Annotated in this window: 16 protein-coding genes; 12 read left to right on the plus strand and 4 right to left on the minus strand. The window is 36.8% G+C overall.

Annotated features, from left to right (window positions below):
* Positions 1-168: 168 nt before the first annotated feature.
* The 4 genes from BCF58_RS13745 (at position 169) to BCF58_RS13760 (ending at position 5,123) form a co-directional block, all read left to right on the plus strand.
* Positions 169-1,710, plus strand: coding sequence for a glycine--tRNA ligase (locus BCF58_RS13745; protein WP_121462383.1), 1,542 nt, complete (start codon positions 169-171; stop codon positions 1,708-1,710).
* Positions 1,711-1,790: 80 nt separating this feature from the next.
* Positions 1,791-2,927 carry a serine hydrolase domain-containing protein gene (locus BCF58_RS13750; RefSeq protein ID WP_121462384.1) on the plus strand — a complete coding sequence of 379 codons (1,137 nt, stop codon included), beginning with the start codon at positions 1,791-1,793 and terminating at the stop codon, positions 2,925-2,927.
* An 11-nt stretch (positions 2,928-2,938) separates the two neighbouring features.
* A complete protein-coding gene (locus BCF58_RS13755) occupies positions 2,939-3,550 on the plus strand; it encodes a YdeI/OmpD-associated family protein (protein WP_121462385.1) in 612 nt (203 codons plus the stop codon).
* Positions 3,551-3,563: 13 nt separating this feature from the next.
* Positions 3,564-5,123: an AraC family transcriptional regulator gene (locus tag BCF58_RS13760; RefSeq protein ID WP_147462062.1), complete on the plus strand. Its 1,560-nt coding sequence runs from the start codon at positions 3,564-3,566 to the stop codon at positions 5,121-5,123.
* Here BCF58_RS13760 and BCF58_RS13765 read toward each other — a convergent pair whose 3' ends face one another.
* The 4 genes from BCF58_RS13765 to BCF58_RS13780 all read right to left on the minus strand — a co-directional run bounded on the left by BCF58_RS13765 (position 5,124) and on the right by BCF58_RS13780 (position 9,228).
* A complete protein-coding gene (locus BCF58_RS13765; protein ID WP_147462063.1) occupies positions 5,124-6,014 on the minus strand; it encodes a hypothetical protein in 891 nt (296 codons plus the stop codon). It abuts the gene before it with no gap.
* Positions 6,015-6,047: 33 nt separating this feature from the next.
* Positions 6,048-6,860, minus strand: coding sequence for a hypothetical protein (locus BCF58_RS13770; RefSeq protein ID WP_147462064.1), 813 nt, complete (start codon positions 6,858-6,860; stop codon positions 6,048-6,050).
* 10 nt (positions 6,861-6,870) lie between these two features.
* Complete coding sequence (locus tag BCF58_RS13775; RefSeq protein ID WP_121462389.1) at positions 6,871-7,731, minus strand: complement C1q domain-containing protein; 861 nt, start codon at positions 7,729-7,731, stop codon at positions 6,871-6,873.
* A gap of 219 nt (positions 7,732-7,950) precedes the next feature.
* Entirely contained in the window at positions 7,951-9,228 is a 1,278-nt protein-coding gene (locus BCF58_RS13780; protein ID WP_121462390.1) for a Y-family DNA polymerase, read from the minus strand.
* A gap of 178 nt (positions 9,229-9,406) precedes the next feature.
* Here BCF58_RS13780 and BCF58_RS13785 point away from each other — a divergent pair, with 178 nt between their 5' ends.
* From BCF58_RS13785 to BCF58_RS13820, 8 genes are all read left to right on the plus strand, one after another.
* The gene (locus tag BCF58_RS13785) at positions 9,407-9,907 is read left to right on the plus strand and encodes a M15 family metallopeptidase (protein ID WP_121462391.1); all 501 of its coding nucleotides are present in this window, start codon (positions 9,407-9,409) and stop codon (positions 9,905-9,907) included.
* 184 nt (positions 9,908-10,091) lie between these two features.
* Positions 10,092-11,129, plus strand: coding sequence for a patatin-like phospholipase family protein (locus BCF58_RS13790; protein ID WP_121462392.1), 1,038 nt, complete (start codon positions 10,092-10,094; stop codon positions 11,127-11,129).
* 230 nt (positions 11,130-11,359) lie between these two features.
* Positions 11,360-11,530, plus strand: a complete 171-nt coding sequence (locus BCF58_RS17465; protein WP_170149029.1) for a hypothetical protein — start codon at positions 11,360-11,362, stop codon at positions 11,528-11,530.
* A gap of 298 nt (positions 11,531-11,828) precedes the next feature.
* Positions 11,829-13,334, plus strand: a complete 1,506-nt coding sequence (locus BCF58_RS13800; RefSeq protein ID WP_170149030.1) for a leucine-rich repeat domain-containing protein — start codon at positions 11,829-11,831, stop codon at positions 13,332-13,334.
* A 10-nt stretch (positions 13,335-13,344) separates the two neighbouring features.
* A complete protein-coding gene (locus BCF58_RS13805) occupies positions 13,345-17,454 on the plus strand; it encodes a hypothetical protein (RefSeq protein ID WP_121462395.1) in 4,110 nt (1,369 codons plus the stop codon).
* Positions 17,455-17,465: 11 nt separating this feature from the next.
* Positions 17,466-17,810 carry a nucleotidyltransferase family protein gene (locus BCF58_RS13810; RefSeq protein ID WP_121462396.1) on the plus strand — a complete coding sequence of 115 codons (345 nt, stop codon included), beginning with the start codon at positions 17,466-17,468 and terminating at the stop codon, positions 17,808-17,810.
* 1 nt (position 17,811) lies between these two features.
* Positions 17,812-20,355, plus strand: a complete 2,544-nt coding sequence (locus tag BCF58_RS13815) for a polymorphic toxin type 28 domain-containing protein (protein WP_121462397.1) — start codon at positions 17,812-17,814, stop codon at positions 20,353-20,355.
* 11 nt (positions 20,356-20,366) lie between these two features.
* Positions 20,367-20,885 carry a hypothetical protein gene (locus BCF58_RS13820; RefSeq protein WP_121462398.1) on the plus strand — a complete coding sequence of 173 codons (519 nt, stop codon included), beginning with the start codon at positions 20,367-20,369 and terminating at the stop codon, positions 20,883-20,885.
* Positions 20,886-20,925: the final 40 nt, after the last annotated feature.

The raw sequence follows: 20,925 nt of genomic DNA on the forward strand, positions 1-20,925 counted from the left end.
TTTCCGGGGATTGGTTGCGGCGGCTGCGCCGCCGCAACCAATCCCCGGAAAAAGCGAGCAGCAAAAGCAGGTTCCCGGCTCCTAATTTCCTCAATATAAAAACTTCCATCTTCCCGCTTCTATCTTCTACATTTTCACTATTTTTGCACATTCAGACGTAAAAAAATTATGGCAAAGCAAGAAGATGTTTTCAAGAAAGTGATTTCTCACGCTAAGGAATATGGTTTTATTTTCCCTTCCAGTGAGATCTATGATGGTTTATCCGCTGTTTATGATTATGGGCAGAACGGGGCTGAACTTAAAAATAATATCAAGCAATATTGGTGGAAAGCGATGGTACAGCTTAACGAAAATATTGTGGGTATTGATTCGGCGATCCTTATGCACCCTACCACATGGAAAGCTTCGGGCCACGTAGACGCTTTCAATGATCCTCTTATTGACAATAAAGATTCTAAAAAACGTTTCAGAGCAGATACTTTAATTGAAGATTACTGTGCTAAAATTGAAGATAAGGAGAAAAAAGAAATCGAGAAAGCAGCGAAAAGATTCGGTGATGCTTTTGATAAAGATCAATTTGTTGCCACGAATCCAAAAGTGTTGGAATACAGAGCCAGAAGAGAAGCTATTCTTTCAAGAATGGCAAAATCTCTGGAAAATGAAGATCTTGCTGATGTAAAAGCTTTAATTGAAGAGCTTGAAATTGCCGATCCGGATACAGGTTCCAAGAACTGGACGGATGTAAGACAATTCAACCTGATGTTCGGGACTAAATTAGGAGCTTCTGCAGACAGCGCCATGGATCTTTATTTAAGACCGGAAACCGCACAGGGTATTTTTGTGAACTTCCTGAATGTTCAGAAGACATCCCGTCATAAGCTTCCTTTCGGTATTGCACAAATCGGAAAGGCCTTCAGAAATGAGATAGTTGCGAGACAATTTATTTTCAGAATGCGTGAATTTGAGCAAATGGAAATGCAGTTTTTCGTAGCTCCGGGTACAGAGCTTGAATTCTATGAAAAATGGAAACAAACCCGTTTAAAATGGCACCTTGCTCTTGGCTTGGGTGATGAGAACTACAGATTCCATGATCATGAGAAGTTAGCACACTATGCTAATGCTGCGGCTGATATTGAATTCAATTTTCCTTTCGGATTTAAAGAATTGGAAGGTATCCACTCCAGAACGGATTTCGACTTAAAGGCCCACGAAAAGTTCTCCGGAAGAAAACTACAGTTCTTCGATCCTGAAAGAAATGAAAACTATGTTCCTTATGTGGTGGAGACATCTGTAGGTTTGGACAGATTATTCTTGGCCTTATTCTCTCATTGCTTAAAAGATGAAGTATTGGAAGACGGCTCAGAAAGAACGGTTTTATCTCTTCCGCCTGCTTTGGCTCCAGTGAAAGCCGCTATCCTTCCACTTATGAAAAAAGATGGTTTGGGTGAATATGCGGAGAAAATCTTCAACGATTTGAAATATGATTTCAATTTAATTTATGAAGAAAAAGATAGTATTGGTAAACGTTACAGAAGACAAGATGCTATTGGTACTCCATACTGTATCACCATAGATCATGATTCCCTGAATGATCACACGGTAACTCTTAGAGACAGAGATACAATGGTTCAGGAAAGAGTTCCCGTTTCAGAGTTAAGAAGGATCATTGACGAGAAAACGAATTTCAGAAATATACTTTCGAAAATATAGAACAGAGCCTTGAGAAATCAAGGCTTTTTTTATATGCTTTTTTTAAATAGATTTGTTTTGATCTAACTAACTTGAAACACATGGGGCTAATCGCTTTACAAAGTTTTTTGATTTTCATTGTCGTTGCTACTGTCCTTATATATGCTTTCGGATACGGCTATCTTTTTAACGGCATTTCAAAAACGTATTTAAAAGGAAAATTAAGCGCCAATATTGATGATGGAAAATATTTTTCCAATAACAATATTGCAACGAAAACGCCCAAACCCTGGAAAGAATCGGCACAATATAACAAAACCGAACTACCTAAAAACTTAGTTGAAAACTTAATTCATTCCAATACGGCTTCTTTTCTGATTATTAAAAACGGAGAATTAGTTCATGAGCAGTATTGGAACGGCTATCATAAGCTTTCCAAAACCAATTCTTTTTCTATGGCCAAGGCAGTAACCGTAATGTTATTGGGAAAAGCTTTGGAAGAAGGAAAAATAGACAGTATTGATGAAAACCTTTCAACATTTTTTGAAGAATTTTCAAATAAAGAATTCGGGAAAAACCTGACACTGAAAAATCTGGCACAGATGGAAGCCGGTTTGGACTGGGATGAAGACTATAAAAACCCGTTTCTTCCTAACGCTAAAGCTTATTATGGAAGAGATCTGATGAAAGCTACCTTTTCACGTAAATTCAAAGAAGAGCCGGGAACCCGATTTGAATATCAAAGCGGTTCTACTCAATTATTGGGATTTGCCGTAAAAAAAGCGATAGGACAATCTTTAGCCAGTTATTTATCTGAAAAATTCTGGATTCCGTTAGGCATGGAACAAAATGCGGAATGGAGTGCCGATGAAAATGGGATGGAAAAGACCTATTGTTGCATCCACTCTAACAGCAGAGATTTTGCAAAGCTTGGGCAGCTTTTTTTAGATGACGGAAAAATGGGTGGCCAGCAAATCCTGAACCTCAACTTTATCGAACAAATGAAAACTCCTACCCAAAAATCAGATGAAATCTATGGAATGGGGTTCTGGGTCAATAACGACAATCCTGTTAAACATTATTATTTTCTGGGACTTCAGGGACAATATATTATTATGGTTCCGGAACATAATATGGTGATTGTAAGAACGGGCAGCTATAACAACCTGCCTAAAAGTGACAGAGGAAGGCCAGATCAGGTAAAATTCCTTGTGAACGAAGCCGTACAATTATTTTAGTTAAAGAAACTATGGAAAAACACAGTCCAAAAGTTGATGAATACATCGAAAAATCTCCGGATTTTGCAAAGCCTATTCTTAATTACCTTCGTGAAACGATTCATGAAGTATGTCCTGATGCTGAAGAAGCGATCAAATGGAAATTCCCGACGTTCATGTATAAAGGAAAAATCCTTTGTTCGATGACCTCTTTCAAGCAGTATTGCAGTCTGGGATTCTGGCTGCACGGAGAAATGAAAACGTTACAAGAAATAGATTCTACAGCAGAAAAAAGTTCGATGTTCAGTTTAGGTAAGCTTACCAAAATGGAAGACCTACCCTCAAAACCTCAACTGAAAAAAGCAATTCTTGAAGCCATGGAATTAACGGAAATGGGAGTTACCATGAAAAGAGCTGCACCCACAAAAACAGAAACTGAAATTCCTGATTATTTTAAGGAAGCTTTACAGCAAACTGAAAAAGCTTTGGAGGTTTTTGAAAATAAGTCTCCTTCTTTCAGAAAGGAATATATCATGTGGATCACAGAGGCCAAAACCGAAGCCACCCGGAACAAAAGAATGGAACAATCTTTGGAATGGATTGCCGAAGGCAAAGGCCGGAACTGGAAATACGAAAAAAAATAAAAACACAACACCAATGAAGAAAAAAGCCCTATCCGTTTTCTTCTCCCTTATTTCTATCTATCTGTTCTCTCAATCTTATCAGTTTGAGAGTAAATACAAATATGCGAGACTCCTCTCCTCTAAAAACCCGGACAGCTCAGAAATTGTGCTGAACCAGATTATTGATGTTGCACAAAAGGAAAATCAACCGCAATATCTGGTAAAAGCCTATTATTTAAAATCATTTAACAGCTATCTGAAGTCAGATGCGAAAAGCAGTCTTGATTTCGCAGAAAAAGCATTGAAAATAGCTGAACAGAATAATTATGCTATCGGGAAAGCTCTTGCCTACAGAATGCAGGGAACGCAATATGCCAAGCTGGGTCTTTTGAAAGAATCCTCTCAAAGTCTCACTACCGCACTTTCCGAAGTAAAAAATGATAATACGGATGAAGGACACGAATTGAAAGGAATGATTTATAATTCTTTTTTAATTCTTCTCAACCAGAATGAATATGGCAAAAAAGAATATTATTCTAAAAATACAATCCGGGAATTTCAGAATATTAAAAATGTCACCCGAAGAAATGAGCTTCTGGTTTCCGCCTATACCAATATGGGGTATAATTTGTCTGAGGTAAAAAAGTTTGATCAGTCCAAAGTTTTTTTTAAAAAAGCACTTGCACTAGTAGGGAATGAAAATTATTATCTCAAATGTAATATTCTTCATGACATTGGTTTTTCTTTTTCTGAGCAAAATAAACCGGACAGCGCTGTTTCTTATTTTACAAAAGCTTTAAAAATTGCTGAAGATTACGGTTTCAATGAGAAAAAAGTAGAGATTACTCAAAATTTAGAAAAAGCTTATTCTCAATTAAAAGATGAAGATAATTCTCAGAAATATAAACTCAAACACCTTGAGCTGAAAGACAGTGTAGCCTATAATCAGAAAATGGCGGTAAACCAAACATTGTCTTCCAAAGAAGAACAATTTGATGAAAAATTAACTGAAAGTCATACTATTTCCAAAAGTTTAATTATGGCTTGTGTTGTTTTGGCTCTTATACTGGGCATTGTTATCTTCAACAGCATACAGCTCAGAAAAAAGCACAAGAAAATGGTTGCTGAAATTTACCAAAAGGGGATTACTCCGGTTTCATATGAAGAAGATCCTCAGGAATCCCAAGAAGACCGCAAATCGGATGAAAGTATTCCTGTTTCTGATATAAAAATTTCCCCTGAAGCAGAGGAAAATATTCTGAAAGGGCTGAAAAGCTTTGAAGAAAGCCTTCATTTTAACAATAAAAACATTTCACGTTACAACCTAGCCAATGAACTGAATGTGAATACGAAATATCTTTCAGCAGTCATTAAAAAGCACAAGAATTTCAATTTCAACCAGTATATCAACCATTTACGAATCAATTATATTGTTGATCATCTTAAAAATGACCCTCAATACAGAAAATATAAGATCAATCATCTGGCTGATCTCACAGGATATTCTTCACACAGCGCTTTTTCTCTTGAATTCAGAAAAATCACGGGAATGCACCCTTCTGCATTTATAAAAGCGCTGGAAGATATTTCTTAGTTATTGTTCCGCAATGGTAAGATTGTTATAACCTCCTGTATTATTCAGTGATAAATTAGGCAGATCCGAATTATTCAGGTTGAACCAGATATACGGCATCAGTCTTTGTCCTGCAGTCATATAAAAAGAAGCGGTACAGTTACTTCCCGCATCAATATTTCCGATGCTGTTGGAAGACATGGTATTAACACATTTTACTGTATTAACAATATTCGCCGGTGTTAAACCGATCGTATTATCATACAATTGCCAGATAGCTTCTATCTGAATGGGATTTAATGGATCTACCGTGTAATTGATAGCCAGAGAAGACATATCTGTCGTAAAAGAAGCAATATAGACTCCATTACGAGGTGCTGTGAAAACACCTGTAGTCGCATTGAAGCTGGTCCCGGAGTTGCTTTCAAAAGTTTTCGTCCAGCCTACCAGATAATTGCTTTGACGGTTTTGTAATCCTGTTGTCGTTGTGGCTGCAGCGGGAGTGATCAGTTTAACGTTATTATTGGTTTTTGAAGCAATAACGATCACTTTATTGGTTACCGGCTGAGCGGTAAGCAGAGGAAGCCATTCATTTCCGTTAGAATATTCCACGCGGTTATTATACCGTATTGCTCCTTCATCTGCCGCCGCTGCCGTTAAAGCAGAAGTTCCAAAGCCAATGGCCCCGTTTCCCGAATTTCGGACATCCACTTTTACAGCAGGAGAATGAGTGCCTGCTCCCACACTGCCTGTATTCGTTACTAAGATATCATTACTTTGCTGTATGGGAGTAAATAGAGTTCCCGTTACCGGATTATCTTTTTGTCCGTCAACATGCAAAATCCCTCTCGGATTTGGGGTATTAATTCCCATCTGGGAAAATACATGGTTAAAGCTCAATAATACTATCATTAAAAAAATATTCTTTATCATCATTGTATGTTTTTATAATCCGAAAATACTTACTGAAGTAAGGGTTGCATCGCTATCCAGCGTTTTGGAGCTTCCCAGACTTTGGGTAAGGCTTACTGTAATATTATCTCCCTGGTTAAGATTAAAAATTCCGGAGCAATTTCCTGCCACTCTATTGGAGATTGTATTATTTCCCGGATAACTTCCTACGCATTTGAATACTTTATTCGTGGCAGAAGATGCTGAATTGGTCTGAATCAGGCTTTCAAAACGGGCATCATTGGCAATAGTTCCCGAAGACAAGGAAAATGTAAAAGAAACAATGTATATTCCTGTTTTTGAAGCGGTAAAAACCCCTGTTGAAGAATTAAAACTGCCATTAACATCTGTCTTTTCAGTCCAGTTCGTAATGGCAGTCTGCACACCACTGCTGAAATTCTGCATTGAAGAATTTTCAGCATCAACAAAATCATTCGGGACTTTATGAGCTAAAGTTACCCAAGTGGTTCCATTAGAGTAACTCAGATCCTGAGTTCCTGAATTATATCGTAATGCTCCTGCTTTTGCTGCCGAAGCCGTTTGTGACGTTTCCCCTATTCCAATAGCATTCAAACGTTCATTTGATCTTAAATCCAGTCTTGTTTTAGGAGCTTTTGTTCCTATTCCTATATTCCCGGAAGAAGTTACCATCACATCGTCGTAATAGGTAGACGGTGATGTTGCAGAGGTATTTTTCTGACCATCTATGTGGATGATTCCTTCTGGTGAAGACATATTAATACCAATCTGTGCACTGACAAAACTGCAAAAAGAAATCAGATACATACCTATCAGGCTTTTTTTCATATTCATTGTGTTATTGTTCTACTATTGAAAGATTTATAAATCCATAATCGTTACTTGCAGGAGTAGTATCCGTTCTCAAGCTCAGGTTTCCGTTATACACGGATTGGTAAATCTGAGGCTGGAATGTATCTCCTTTATTTAATTGCACTCCCGCAACACATGATCCGGCGATCTGTGCCTGTTTGGATGTATTGGAAAAAGACTTGATACATTTTTTGACGACTGTGCTTCCGTTTACTACATACCGGGCTTCGGAAAAATATCCTGAAACAATAGGAATTCTTACAAAATCATAGGTAAACGACACCAGGTAAACACCGGTTCTTGGAGCTGTGAAAACCCCTGTTGCAGAATTAAAATTAGTGGTTGGATCAGAAATCTCATTCCAGCCTGCAATTCCTGTAGAAACCTGATAGGGTATTTTAATGGCAAAATTAGCCGCCTGGATATTAGCCACTACGACGGCTTTGGTTGGGGCAGAAATAAGGTCCTGCCAGACAACACCATCAGAATATTGCATCTTCCCGCCATTTAAGGGGTTGTACCTCATCGCTCCCGCTCCGGCTACTGCAGCTGTTTGTGTGGTTTCTCCAATTCCGATAGCATTATCTGTATTATTAGCGGAACGAACATCCAGCTTAGTGGCCGGAGACAAAGTCCCCACCCCTATTTCCCCTGAAGCGGTAAAAATAACGTCGTTGGCAATTTGGGCAGAAGTTGGAGCTCCGGTTGATGGATTATCTTTAGCTCCATCGATATGAAATGTTGCCTGAGGATTGGAAGTTCTAATTCCTACTTGCGCTTTTGTGCTATTCAGAAAAAAGCAGCCCAAAATCAGCACGGCCTTCAGCAAGGCGATAAAATTTTTCATGTGAATGTTGTGTTTTTTAAAATCGTGAAATTCTGTGGCAAAGGTAAACCCAAAAAGAAGTCAGCTGCAAACAACAAAACACGCGTGAAATTCAACCAACTGAAAAACAATTAATTACATATTATTTTACAATGATAAAATTCGGAATTTTAATACAAATTCTTAAAAAATACTCCCGGTTTTAATAGGGAATTTACCTGATTGTGAAATTTAAGGCTATTAGTGAAACCTGAAATTAGCTTCAGGTAATGTATTATTTTTCAGGAAAGCTTCATACTCCGGTGAAAGCTTGGCACGACCGAAAGTATTTTTCCCGCTCATACTTCCAAGACGGACTTTATCTTTTCCGTATTTTTTGTTCAAAGCATCCATTGCTCTCATGACAGGCAGGTGCTGATTTTGAGTATCTTTTTCAAAAAGGCTGATCAGTCTTTCATTTTCCGGAACAAAGTCATTCACCACTACACCGGCTCTTTTATAATGAAATCCTTCTTTATAAATAGCTTCAAAAAGTTCATTGGCTACTCTTCCGATAAGAATGGAAGAATTGGTAGGGTTGGGCAGGATCTGAGTGATTGCTTTTTTATATTCGGGAAGGTCTTTTCTGAAACGGTTCGTCTGTACAAAAACTGTGATCATTTTACAGCATGTATTTTGCTTTCTCAGTCTTTCAGAACAATACATCGCGAATGTTTCCACACGTTCTCTCACTTCTTCTTTGGTGGTAAGCATTTCCATAAAGCTCCGGGTAACGGCAATAGACTTTTTGGGGGAAACACCTGATAGTTCCAACTGGCGGATTCCTTTCAATTCATTAATCATTCTCACTCCATGAATTCCCATCATCTTGCGGACCCACATTTCAGGTTTCTGAAGCAAATCCCAGGCTTTATGCACTCCGTTATCCCGCATTTTTACACCTAATTTCCATCCGATTCCCCAAACATCCTCTATAGGAAGCCACTTCAATGCTTTCTCTATTTTATCCTGGGTATCTAAAACATATACACCTTCAAACTGTTGCGGATATTTTTTTACGATCCTGTTGGCAATCTTGCATAGGGTTTTTGTAGGAGCAATCCCTATGCTTACTGGGATGCCGGTGTCTTCCATGATCTTGTTCCGGATCTCAAGGCAGTAGTTATAAATATTAACATACTTAAAACTGGTAAGATCCAGGAAAAGCTCATCAATACTATAGATTTCATAATCCGCCTTATCAACATATGACGCTGCAATATTGATTACCTGCTGGCTTTTGAAATTATAATATTCAAATTTGGCGGAAAAGCTTTTCACATCATGTTCTTTGAAAAGATCTTTATACTTAAACGCCGGTGCTCCCATAGGAATTCCCAACGCTTGGGCTTCTCTGCTTCTGGACACTACACAGCCGTCATTATTGGAAAGGACTACAACAGGCTTGTTTTCCAGTGAAGAATCCAACGTTCTTTCACAGGAAACAAAAAAATTATTGCAGTCTACTAACGCGTACATGATGAGGTTATTTTAAGCAAAATTATGATTTTTGAATGAGAAATTCAGATCTTGTTCAAAATTTAACAATAGATTCAATCGATTGAATTACAACATATTAAATATTTTAAAAATACGTCAAGTTCTGTCGTATTCCACTTTTACTTTTGCCTTTTAGAACCTAGTAAAAATTAAAATTATGGACAAAATATCTTTACAACGAATTGAAAAACTGCATCCTTCGGTAAGAGAGGAGGTAAAAAGGATTATTAAAGAATGTGATGCGGCTCTTACCGGAAGAGCCAAGGTACGAATTACTCAGGGATTAAGATCTTTTGAGGAACAGGAAAGGCTTTACGCCATCGGAAGAATCACAACAGGAAAAAAAGTAACCAACGCCAAAGCAGGACAAAGCATCCATAATTATGGATTTGCGGTTGATATTTGTATGATTATTGACGGAAAAGCGGCAAGTTGGGATACGGTAAAAGACTGGGATAATGACCAAGTAGCCGATTGGTATGAATGTGTAAAAATTTTTGCCAGACATGGTTGGGATTGGGGCGGTAACTGGAAGACTTTTAAAGACCTTCCTCACTTCGAAAAAAAGAGTATTCCAACAAAAAAAGGACCCATCAAAACCACCTGGAGAGCACTCTTTAAAATAGCCAGAGATAAGGATGGATATGTAATTCTTTAATTCTCTTGTATTTGAAAATTAATTTTAATACGTCAAGTTCTGTCGCTTCCTCCACCTACCTTTGCTTTACAGGAAAACACCAAAAAACAATACAAATACACGTAGGAAAAACCAATAGTTTTTGAAAGAAATTATTGGTTTACTTGTCTAAAAAAGGTTCGTTTTCTTATTTAATTAAAGCATCATGAAAAAGACAACCATTCTTTCTTTGGACGGAGGTGGAATAAGAGGAATCATTACCTGCATTATTCTGCGTTACATAGAAGAGCAGCTACAGTATCACGATAAGCCCAGCGCAAAGCTTGGAGATTATTTCGATCTTGTCGCTGGAAGCAGTACAGGGGGACTGATTGCTTCTATCATTCTATGTCCTGATGGACACCAGAAAGCTAAATATTCTATTCAGAAAGGACTAGAATTATATGCTGAAAAAGGTGGCGATATATTCCAGGTGTCTTTTTGGGAAAAACTGATCAACCCATTCGGTTTACTGAATGAAAAGATCTCCCAGGAAGCACTTGAAAAAAATCTGAATGATTTTTTTGGAAATTTAGAACTAAAAGAATTAATAAAACCCTGCTTAATAACAAGTTATGATATTGAAAACAGAAGAGCCAAGCTTTTCAACTCATGGAAAGCCCATTTGAGCAATGACAATTTTTATGTAAAAGATGTTTGCAGGGCTACCTCAGCGGCACCCACCTATTTTAGTCCGGTACAGATAAAATCTATGTATGGACAGATCTTCAGTTTGATTGATGGTGGAATGTTTGCCAATAATCCTGCACTTTGTGCCTATGCCGAAGCAAGAAAAACACCTTTTGCTGAAGTTTTGAAAAATCATCAGAAGCCCAACCATCCCGGCGTGAATGATATGATTATTGTTTCTATTGGAACCGGATTCGAATCCAGAAGTTATTCTTTCCGGAAACTCGAAAAAGCCGGAAAGATCGGATGGGTAAATCCTATTATTGATATTTTAATGTCAGCCAATGCGGAAACTGTTGATTATCAGCTTTGCCAGATGTTCCAGACATTGGGACAAAGAAACCAGAAGAATTATTACCGCATCAATCCATCATTGAAAAATGCTTCCCCTGCGATGGATAATGTAAGAAGATCTAATATTGAAAATCTGATTCAGGCCGGGTTAAGTTATATTGATGATAACAGAGAAATGCTCAATCAAATAGTACAAAAGCTCATCAAAAACAAAATATAAGCTTTTTTACTTATATGTATAAAATATAAGCTTATCACATTATATTTTATTTTTCAAAAAGTTTTAAAACACGTCAAGTTTTGTCGCTTTCACCTCCTACTTTTGAAGTATAAACCAAAGCACAAAATCAATCATTAAAAATTTTATAACAATCATTGAGTTCAATATTGATTAATACTGAACAGCAGGAATTATATCAAAATTTAACAAAAACTTTACCAACACAAGACATGGAAACGCTACATCACCATTCAGATATTATTTTTGATGAAGACCTCTATACCATTGAATGGAGCGACATCGAAAATGCAGAGATAGACTATGAAAACTATCTTGATGAGATTGAAAATTTCTTCAGAGACGATTTTGAAAATGATATTCTTGAAGAAAACATTTTATAAAAAAAATTTAAACACGCCAAGTTCTGTCGCCGTTCACCATTACCTTTGAAACGCCAGTTAAGAACACAAAAACAATCATTTAGCTTTTAATAATGTCTTTGAATTCACCATTCACAAAAATGCTGAACGGCCAGAACTGTGTTTAAAATCTAATCCATAAAATCATAAACTAATGAACCTTCTTATTAAAAATTTTGGTGGAGATCCGGACCGGAAACCACCTAAAAAAATAAGGTCGTCAACTAAAGGGCATCTACTAAAAAGAGCCTTAAATCATAACCTTTTATACCTAAAATTAATGAAAACAAGAGATGAACTAAGACTTTATTTCGAGAATGGAGACAAGCCCACTCAGGAGCACTTCTGGGAATGGCAGAATTCCTACTGGCATAAAGAGGAGAAAATTGATATGGAAAAGATCACAGGTCTGGAAAACGGACTTCCTAATCCTAATGATATCTATCCAGAAATAGATCAGGAAGGTAATGCATCATTACAGTCCTATTTAGGAAAAAGAATGTTTATCTCAAAGGGAACGATAAACATTCCGGATAGTTTTGCCCCGGGTATGTCTATTACAAAAGTATCTATTCCGGAAGGAGTCACGAATATTGGTGTCGGAGCCTTTATGAGTAATTTAATTTCAGAATTAAATCTTCCTCAAAGTATGGTGAGCATTAAAAACAATGCTTTCTATAATAATAAATTAAGCTCTATCCACTTACCAGAGGGCATTATTGATATTGCTCCCGGTGCTTTTGGATATAATATGTTGGAATCAGTACATATTCCTGAAACCCTTTCTGTAATTTCCGAATATGTTTTTGCCAATAATCAACTAAAAAACGTAAATATTCCGGATAATATCACAGAAATTAAAGAAGGAGCTTTCAATACCAATCTTTTAGAATCCGTCAGTCTTCCTTCAGGAATTATTAAATTGGGGAGATATGTTTTTGCCTACAACCAGTTAAGCTCTATAGAGATTCCTGATTCAATCACAGAAATTAATGAATGGGCATTCCAAAGTAACCAACTTACCTCTATAAGGCTTCCGGAAAATATTACAATGCTTGGAAATGGGGCTTTTGAAGGCAACAAAATTACTTCTATCAATATTCCGCAAGGGATTACACAGATCAGCAGCTCTGTTTTTATGAATAATCAATTAAAAGAGCTAAATATTCCTGAAACCGTTACGTATATCGGAGTAAACGCATTTGCAAATAATGCACTCACATCAGTGATTATTCCTAACTCTGTAACCTATATTGATGGTGCTGCTTTTCAAAACAATAAGTTAGCCTCTATTAATATTCCTGAAAACATTACCAAAATTGAAACCTCAGTTTTTACTAATAATGAATTGGTTTCATTCGAGATTTCTGACAAGATTACAGAAATTGGTTCCGGAGCTTTCCAAAACAACAAGTTAACCTCAATCCATATTCCGGAGAGTGTTACCAGAGTTTTCGATACTGCATTTCAAAACAACCAGCTCTCATCTCTCAGCATTCCGAAGAGCATTAAGAAGATTGAAAGAAGTTCATTTGCCGATAACAAGATTGCATCCCTCAATATTCCTAAAAATATTTCATTTATCCAGGGAAGTGCGTTCAGAAATAATCAATTAACATCCGTAAACTTCGAAGGTGATGTTTATATCGGCTCGTTTGCTTTTGCCGGCAATAATCTGACTCAAGTAATTCTAGGTGAAAATACCATATATCACTCTCAGACTTTTGATCCGGGTGTTGAAGTGATAGGCGGATTTATAGATAACTCTGTAGATTATTATATGTAACAACTATGCAATGAAAACAATACAAGAAACTGCGTCTGTATTTACAATCGGAGAATCCTTCGTAGGAGAAGGAATCATTAATTACAAATCAACAAATAATATGAATACAAACAATAATACATCACAAACACTTTTCAGGTTCGCCACCATGCGTAATGCTGAATTAACCGATCCAAAAAACAAAACAAGAAGATTTATCTTCAGAGACTATGCGACTCAAAAAGGAGTTATTGACTCAAGAGTACAAGCCGGAGAAACTTTACAAAGAGTCTGTGAAACAATCAGTGGCCTAGTAATCGAAACAGAAAAATCATTAAGAGATAAAGATCCTGCATTCTATGAATTGGCTGTTTGGGTGGCCAGAAACAAAGCAACAGCAACCAAAGCTGAATTTGACAAAAAGTTCCATGAATATAAAAGCTCACAGCAGCCTTTTATTTCAATTGACTCTAAAATCTGGGATAACTTGATTTATCAGGTCGTTACCCAAAAAGATTTTTATGCGAAGGAAACATTGATGCAATACTTGCATCTAAACCATATTCTTTTAACATATGATGGTTCAAGTGAAGAAATTTATCAGGATATTATCAAAGCTAAAGTAGTTCTTCCTAAGGAACTATTCAAGGTAGATCAGAGTTCATCCAATACAGGTCCAACTTCCAAAGCTCCTAATGTAATATTCAATAAAGCCAATATGAAGTTTGCGGAAGCACAAATGCACCTTAACGCAAACAAAACGTTGCTTTCGGAATTAGAAAAGTTAGAAAACAGCTATAAGAAAGGGTACCAGGAAGCATATAAATCAGCTTATGAAGGCTATCAATCTGAAATTTCACCCGTTCAGAAAAGATATATGAATGATTTAGCCGACATGGAGAACAGAAAAACGGCTATTGAAAACAGGATTAAATATTTAACAGACCTGAGTCTGAAATATCCTGAAGATTCGGGAATTCGTGAAGAAATCTCGGCCTTGCAAGGAGATCTTTTACGTTCCACGGTTCCCCTTCCGGAATATCCTTCATTTTCTTTTGAATATGCAAAAGAAATTGATGCCGATGCTTTATCTAAAAGTTTAAGCGAAGAAAGTGCTCAGGCTTTAAGCAGAGCATTTGGTGCGACCAACGTTATTTCAGCATTAACCGGAATTTCTACTTATGAAGAAATCAACCAGGTAATAGCACAAAACAACCAGTCTTTACAGCAAACCGTTTTGGATAACACGGTATTGAACCCACAGGTTTCGGCTTCAGTAGGTGGTGTTGTAGTTCCCGTTACCAACTCATATAATAATACTTCAACCTGGGTGCCTTTCAGCGTACTGACCTTTTCGAGAAATGCATCAGAATGGAGTATTATGTTAACCATCAATAACCTTGCTCAGAATATTATTTCAGGAAGCTATAAGGTGACTCTTTCCGGCGGTGCTCAAATCACATCAAGCAATGTAACTTACTCTTCTACAGGAACTAACATTTTATTCGATGTAAATCCAAGAATTCCGGGAGATCAAACCGTAAACTTAAATGGCTTTATTCTTCAGGGTGAAGTGGTATTATCTGATGGCAAAACATATACGATGGATGTTACATTAATCAGAGATCCATACCAGATAGACCGTATGATCAAGCAGGGTATCTTCAAAGGAAGCGGAGCTTTCGCATTGAAAGATATTAAGCCTGAGGTACCTACGGAAGGAAATCCAAAACCCGTACAGGGAACTTTCATCCCTTCAGGATTCGGAATGAAAAATATCGGAATTGCTGATTACCGTAAAGTTGAGCAAAGTACTTATGCTTATGTGGAAGGAGATGTAGCTCATATTGAGAACATTATGGCCAGGGAATATAAAGAAAGAGCGACAAGAAGATTAAAAAGAAGCGAATCCCAGACTACACAATCCAGCGAATCTGAAAAAGAAAAACTTACAGATACCACCTCTACGGACAGATATGAAATGCAGAATGAGGTCGCAAAAATTCTTCAGGAATCTAAGGATTTCTCAGCACAAGCTGGTTTCACCGCAAGTTGGGGAGTAGAAGGCGGAGCAAAATATGGATTAAGTGTTGGAGCCAATTATGCGACCCATAATTCTAAAGAAGAAAGCAACAGGCAAGCTGTTACAAGCGCGAAAGATGTTACAGCTAGAGCTTTGGATAGAATCGTTACCAAAGTAAAAGAAGAACGTATCGACAAAATCCTGGAAGAATACGAAGAAAATAATAAGCACGGTTTCGACAATACCAAAGGTAATGACCATGTAGTAGGCGTTTACAGATGGGTAGATAAAGTAGTGAAAAACCAGATCTACAACTATGGCAAGCGTATGATGTTTGAATTTATGATTCCTGAGCCTGCAAAATTGCATAATCTGGGAATGCTGGTTTCTAAAAATCTGGAAAATCAATTGATAAAGCCAGTTGACCCAAGGGAATCTCCTGTTCATAAACTGGAAAACTTCTCTTCTTTACTTGATGAAACCAAATTTAAATATTGGATCAGCAAATACAATGTGGATACAGATAAAAAGCCAGAAGAAATCATCTACATCGGTAAAGCATTCTCTAATACGGTTGGAGATTCAAAAGAAAACGCCGAATGGGATGAAGCCATTGCAGGAGGTGCGGAAATTCAGATCCCTGAAAATTATGTAACTGTTGCTGCTATCGGGGTAATGCAAACCGGAGGAGAGGGAACATATGGTAACTTCCTGAGAATTGGTGGAAAAGCCATGAACGGAGGTGAGGTTACAATTAATAACTTCTATCAATCCGTTCCTGTATCATTCTCTGTGATCGGTTCTCATGCGGTTGATGTAAACGCAAGTGTAAAATGTCAGTTAACTACTGAAGCTAGAAATGAATGGTTGCAAACAACATTCAACAAAATTATTGAAGCCTATGAAGCAGAATTGGAAAAATATGAGCAGGCTTTAAATGATGCAAAAGCATTAGGAGTTCAGATCAAAGGTTCAAATCCGGGATTCTACAGAAAGATAGAAAATACGATCTTAAGAAGAAACTGTATTTCTTATATGCTGGATCAAGATCCGACTGTAGAGCTCACTTTTGGGAAAAATAAATATTACCAGACCGATAATGCAGCCGAAACATTCACCAATACCGAAATTAAAGTAGATGGAACATTAGATAAATATGCCGCGTTCGTGAAATTCATGGAACAAGCCTTTGAATGGGAAATCATGAGCTACTATTTCTACCCATACTATTGGGGAAGTAGAGCAAATTGGGATGAATTGTACCAGTTTGATGATAATGACCCTGTTTTCAGAGCATTTATGCAATCTGGTATGGCCAGAGTAATTGTTACCGTAAGACCTGGATTTGAAGAAGCTGTAAGACATTTCCTTGCTACTGGTCAAATCTGGAATGGTGGTGAGGTTCCTGTAATTGATGATCCGTTATTCCTATCTATCGTGGATGAAATGAAGAATCCTAAAGGTACTAAGGAAGGAGAACCATGGAGAGAAAAAATCCCTACTTCCCTTACCATTCTGCAAGCCGGATCTATTGGTCTTAAAGTAGAAAAGGCTCTTCCAGTTTACTGTGAAGCCGGGGTTAAGTTCGATGATAATCTTGGAGAAATGTGTATGAGCAATTTTGAATTGAATGATAATCAAATCGGACAATCTGCCGATAAATTGATTGAAATTACATTCAATCATATGGATTCGCATAAAACTATCGCCGAAATGGACGAAGAGCAGGTATTTCCAAAAGTTTATGAATGTTTAGGAAATACCATAACTATCAATAGAGATGCTTCATGGTTTGGCGTACAGTCATCTACTGTCTTTTATAAAGCTCTTGCAGATGAGGTCTCTTCCATTGAAGGTGTAGAAGCTTTCCCTACGGGAGAAAATGGTCTTACTTTCAGAATCAATATTTCCGAACTGAAAACATTTACATTTAGAAAACCGGGTGAAACGGACGATTTTGAATTACTAAAAATCTCTACAGATGCGGAAACATATGTAAAAGTCCATAGCCCGACAGCATACAATACTTCACAAAGAATCCTTGATAAAAATGGAGATGCTCTTACTCAGACAGAATTTACAGACCGAGCTCCATTGTCTAAATTTTTAATTTCTTAAATCTATAAATCATGAGCCGGGTAAAACCCGAGGCTATTTGGCAGCACGAAAAAGTGCTGCCTTATATCCTCACAACGTTGAAAAACAAGATTAGTGAAATTACTGCTGTTGAAAAGATTATTCTTTTTGGGAGCAGGGGAAGACTTCCTGAAGAACAATGGGAAGAATTGGAAGGAAAAGACTGGGATATTCTGGTTCAAGCAAGATGTAAATTAAGAAATGCTCAAGTTCTGGTAGATAAAAACTATCATCTGGATCTTATCGTATTAGATGAAGAACAATTCAAACACTTTAGCCAGCATAAAACAATTAAAGAAATTTTCCCGGTTAACATGTTGAATTTAAAACACAATTAAAATGGGAAACATAAAAGATGTAATAGAATTTCTCAGATTACAAAGAAGGTATGAAGAAGCTGAGAAAAAACTCCAAGAACCCACTGATGTACAATTGTCCTACCTTGAAGAAGATGGGTCTTACAGTGCGGATAAAATTATTTTTGAAACTGATTTTATTAAGTTCAAAAGAATTGTTCAAATCTTGGAAGACAATCATGCTGAAATCATTTATTTATACGAAACACCCACTGAAAGAAAATATTTTGTAAAAACTCCTGATGGAAAACTGTGCAACCTTCTTGATCAAAGTTTAGAAACACTCTCTACTTCAGGAATGGCAGAATTTCCCATAGAGTTTAAGTACAACGCTTATATTTATGACACCGAAAAAAACCGAATCGTCATTCTTTCTGAAACACTAAAAGAAGTAGTCGTATTTCCGGACACTATTTATTATAGCCCTGATGGAGAGTTTTTGAAAGATGTAGATAACGATAATTACCAGTATCAGTTCAGTGATCATACTACCTTCTTTGCAAAAGTAATTAAGTTTCTTTTTGTGGATGCAAAAAAAGTAGTGTATGATTCTGATAAAAAGCTAAATTTCAGGAAAGCTGAACTACCCGGTAAAATGAGATTAATTCCTTTTATGGATACTGATTTAGCACATAAAACTTTCATTTTGAAATATGCTTATGACTATAAGGATTATCGCCCAAAACTAAGGCTTCCGGATGAAGAATGTGCTATCATTTTGAAATTCAATAGTGTCGGAGCTTTGTTATCTTTTCTAAATGAAACCTTATTCAGCCAGGGATTTGACATCGAAACCTCTGATAATCAATCCAGAGATCCTTTCAGGGAACAGTTTAAGAGCCAAATCATTAGAAAAGTAGAAGAGAACGTCAAAACAGATGTCAAGTTATACTATAGAGATATGATGGAAATTCTATATTATCTCCCTGAATCTGTTGCAGTAGCGATCAGCAATGATGTACTCTGGATGTTGGTAGAAGAAGGAATGAAAAGAGATAGTCTTACTAATAAGTTAAAGCTGGCCGAAGAAGATATTTACATCAAATTATTAGAAATTATTCTTCAGAAAGAAGGGCAAGAAACTGTATTTATAGAACGTCTCAGTCAAAAAATCCTTGATGGAAAAAAATATGCTTCTGTATTAGAATATCTTTATGACAGAATACATGGAGATAATGTGGTAAAATTTGTGAATCTGGTAAATCGGACCTGGAAAAAAACCCGTTTTATAATTCCTGATACAGAAAAGAATCCCGAATATCAATCAACAGACGGACCATTAATACTTCCATACGAATCCGAAAAATGGTTTGGTTTTTATTTTAGTAATGCTACAGCAAGTTTTGAAACCAATCAAAAAAAAGAACGTGTTTTACAGATAGCCTATGATACAGGTAAGTATAAAACAGAAATGAGACCAGGATTAAAAACAGACAAGCTGGTTGCTACTCAGGTTGAAATTGTTGACTATTTTTGGTATCATCCATTCTATCCTATCTATATTAAAAATCTGGGGAAACAAGAAACAGAATTAAAACTTGATGCTATCATTCCTGCCTTTATGTTGAAGGCTAATCATGACAAACAGTTCTGGAATAACGTAGTCACAGGAGCAGAATATGCTTTGGATGTAGCAACCACATTATCCGGAGTTGGAAATATTGCTAAATTTAGATACTTATCAAAATTAGGCAAAGCAGGAAGCTTAATTGCAAAAGTTAAATTAGCAGTAGGCATAGTAGAAGTAACCAGTGGAAGTGTAAATGCTTTATTAAAGATCTCAGAATTAAGAGATTCGGAACTAGGACGAGCAATCTCTGAATACCTTTTCTGGCTGGAATTATTATCTTTGTCTGGAGAGCTTACTGTTGCTATTAAAGGTGGATTGAAGCGGTCCGCACGTAAATTAGTAGAAAAAGAAGAAGACCTAATTCAATTTGAAAAAAGCCTTGATGAGGTAGCAATAGAAAAAAACGGAGTAGAGCGTAAACTAGCACAGGATGAAAAGGATGAAATTCTTGACGAACTAGAAGATTTTGCAGAACTTTCTGAAGAAGCCGGAGGATCAAGACCAAAAAGAAAAACCAGAGGAAAACCTGAAGATCAGTTGAGTTCAATAGGAAGAAATATCCCTCCTCTTACTCCTGCAGAAGTGCAGAAAGTTTTGAAATGGCAAAACTATAGAAATACATTTTTAAAGAAATGGAGAGAGCTTGATTTTTCTCATCACATGCAGGACTTGGAAAGGAAACTTGAAAAAGCCAGAAATAGTATCAAGAAAAACCTAACGCCTGATGACCTTGCAGCCGTTATTAAAGAGAACCGAGGAGAACAGATCTTAGACCCTCATGGAGTGCCTTATGACCATTTATGGGAAAATAGACAAGCCCAAATCAGTGTTACTAATGCCATAAAAGCCTTAAAAAGTCAGATGTCAAGAAATCCTGCGAATTATGATGAGTTCAAAGAGCTATTGAGAGACTTAAGTAATTTAAAAGAGGAAGTAAATAATACAATAACAAAATAAATAATATCATTATGACCACAAAAGAAATGAAACAATTATTAGAAAGTGAAACAGATGGAAACGAATTATATGACTTGCTGATTGATTGTGGCAAAAAGTACTCCTGGACAGCACAGGAAAAAGATGAACTGAAAAAAGTGATATTAAAATACTGTGATCATCCTAGTGAGCAAGCCCGTAGTGCCGCAATTCGTGTATTATGCTTTTATTGGGGATTGGAAGAATATAGAGATAAAGCTTGGGAGATGTTTTCTCGTGGGAAAGAAGATGATGAAGTAAGATCTGACGCTTTGATGAGCTGGGCAAATACTTATCGCAATCAGAACAAGATATCTGTTTTGAAAAAACTATATTCTATTCTTAAGCAGAAAAGCTATGAAAAAAGTATACGAGAAGCTTCATATTGGGCTATTTTAGGAGTTTCTTCTCTTCCCCCTCAGAATTGGCCGAAAAAGGATATAGATTGGGATCATTTTGATAAAGACATCGATTGGACACTTTTGGAAACAATTATAAATCAGGGTGAATAAACTTATCCACAAAAATAAAACACGACACAGTTTGTCGCAT

The organism is Chryseobacterium defluvii, assembly GCF_003634775.1.
In the GTDB taxonomy this organism is placed as follows: Bacteria; Bacteroidota; Bacteroidia; order Flavobacteriales; family Weeksellaceae; genus Chryseobacterium; species Chryseobacterium defluvii.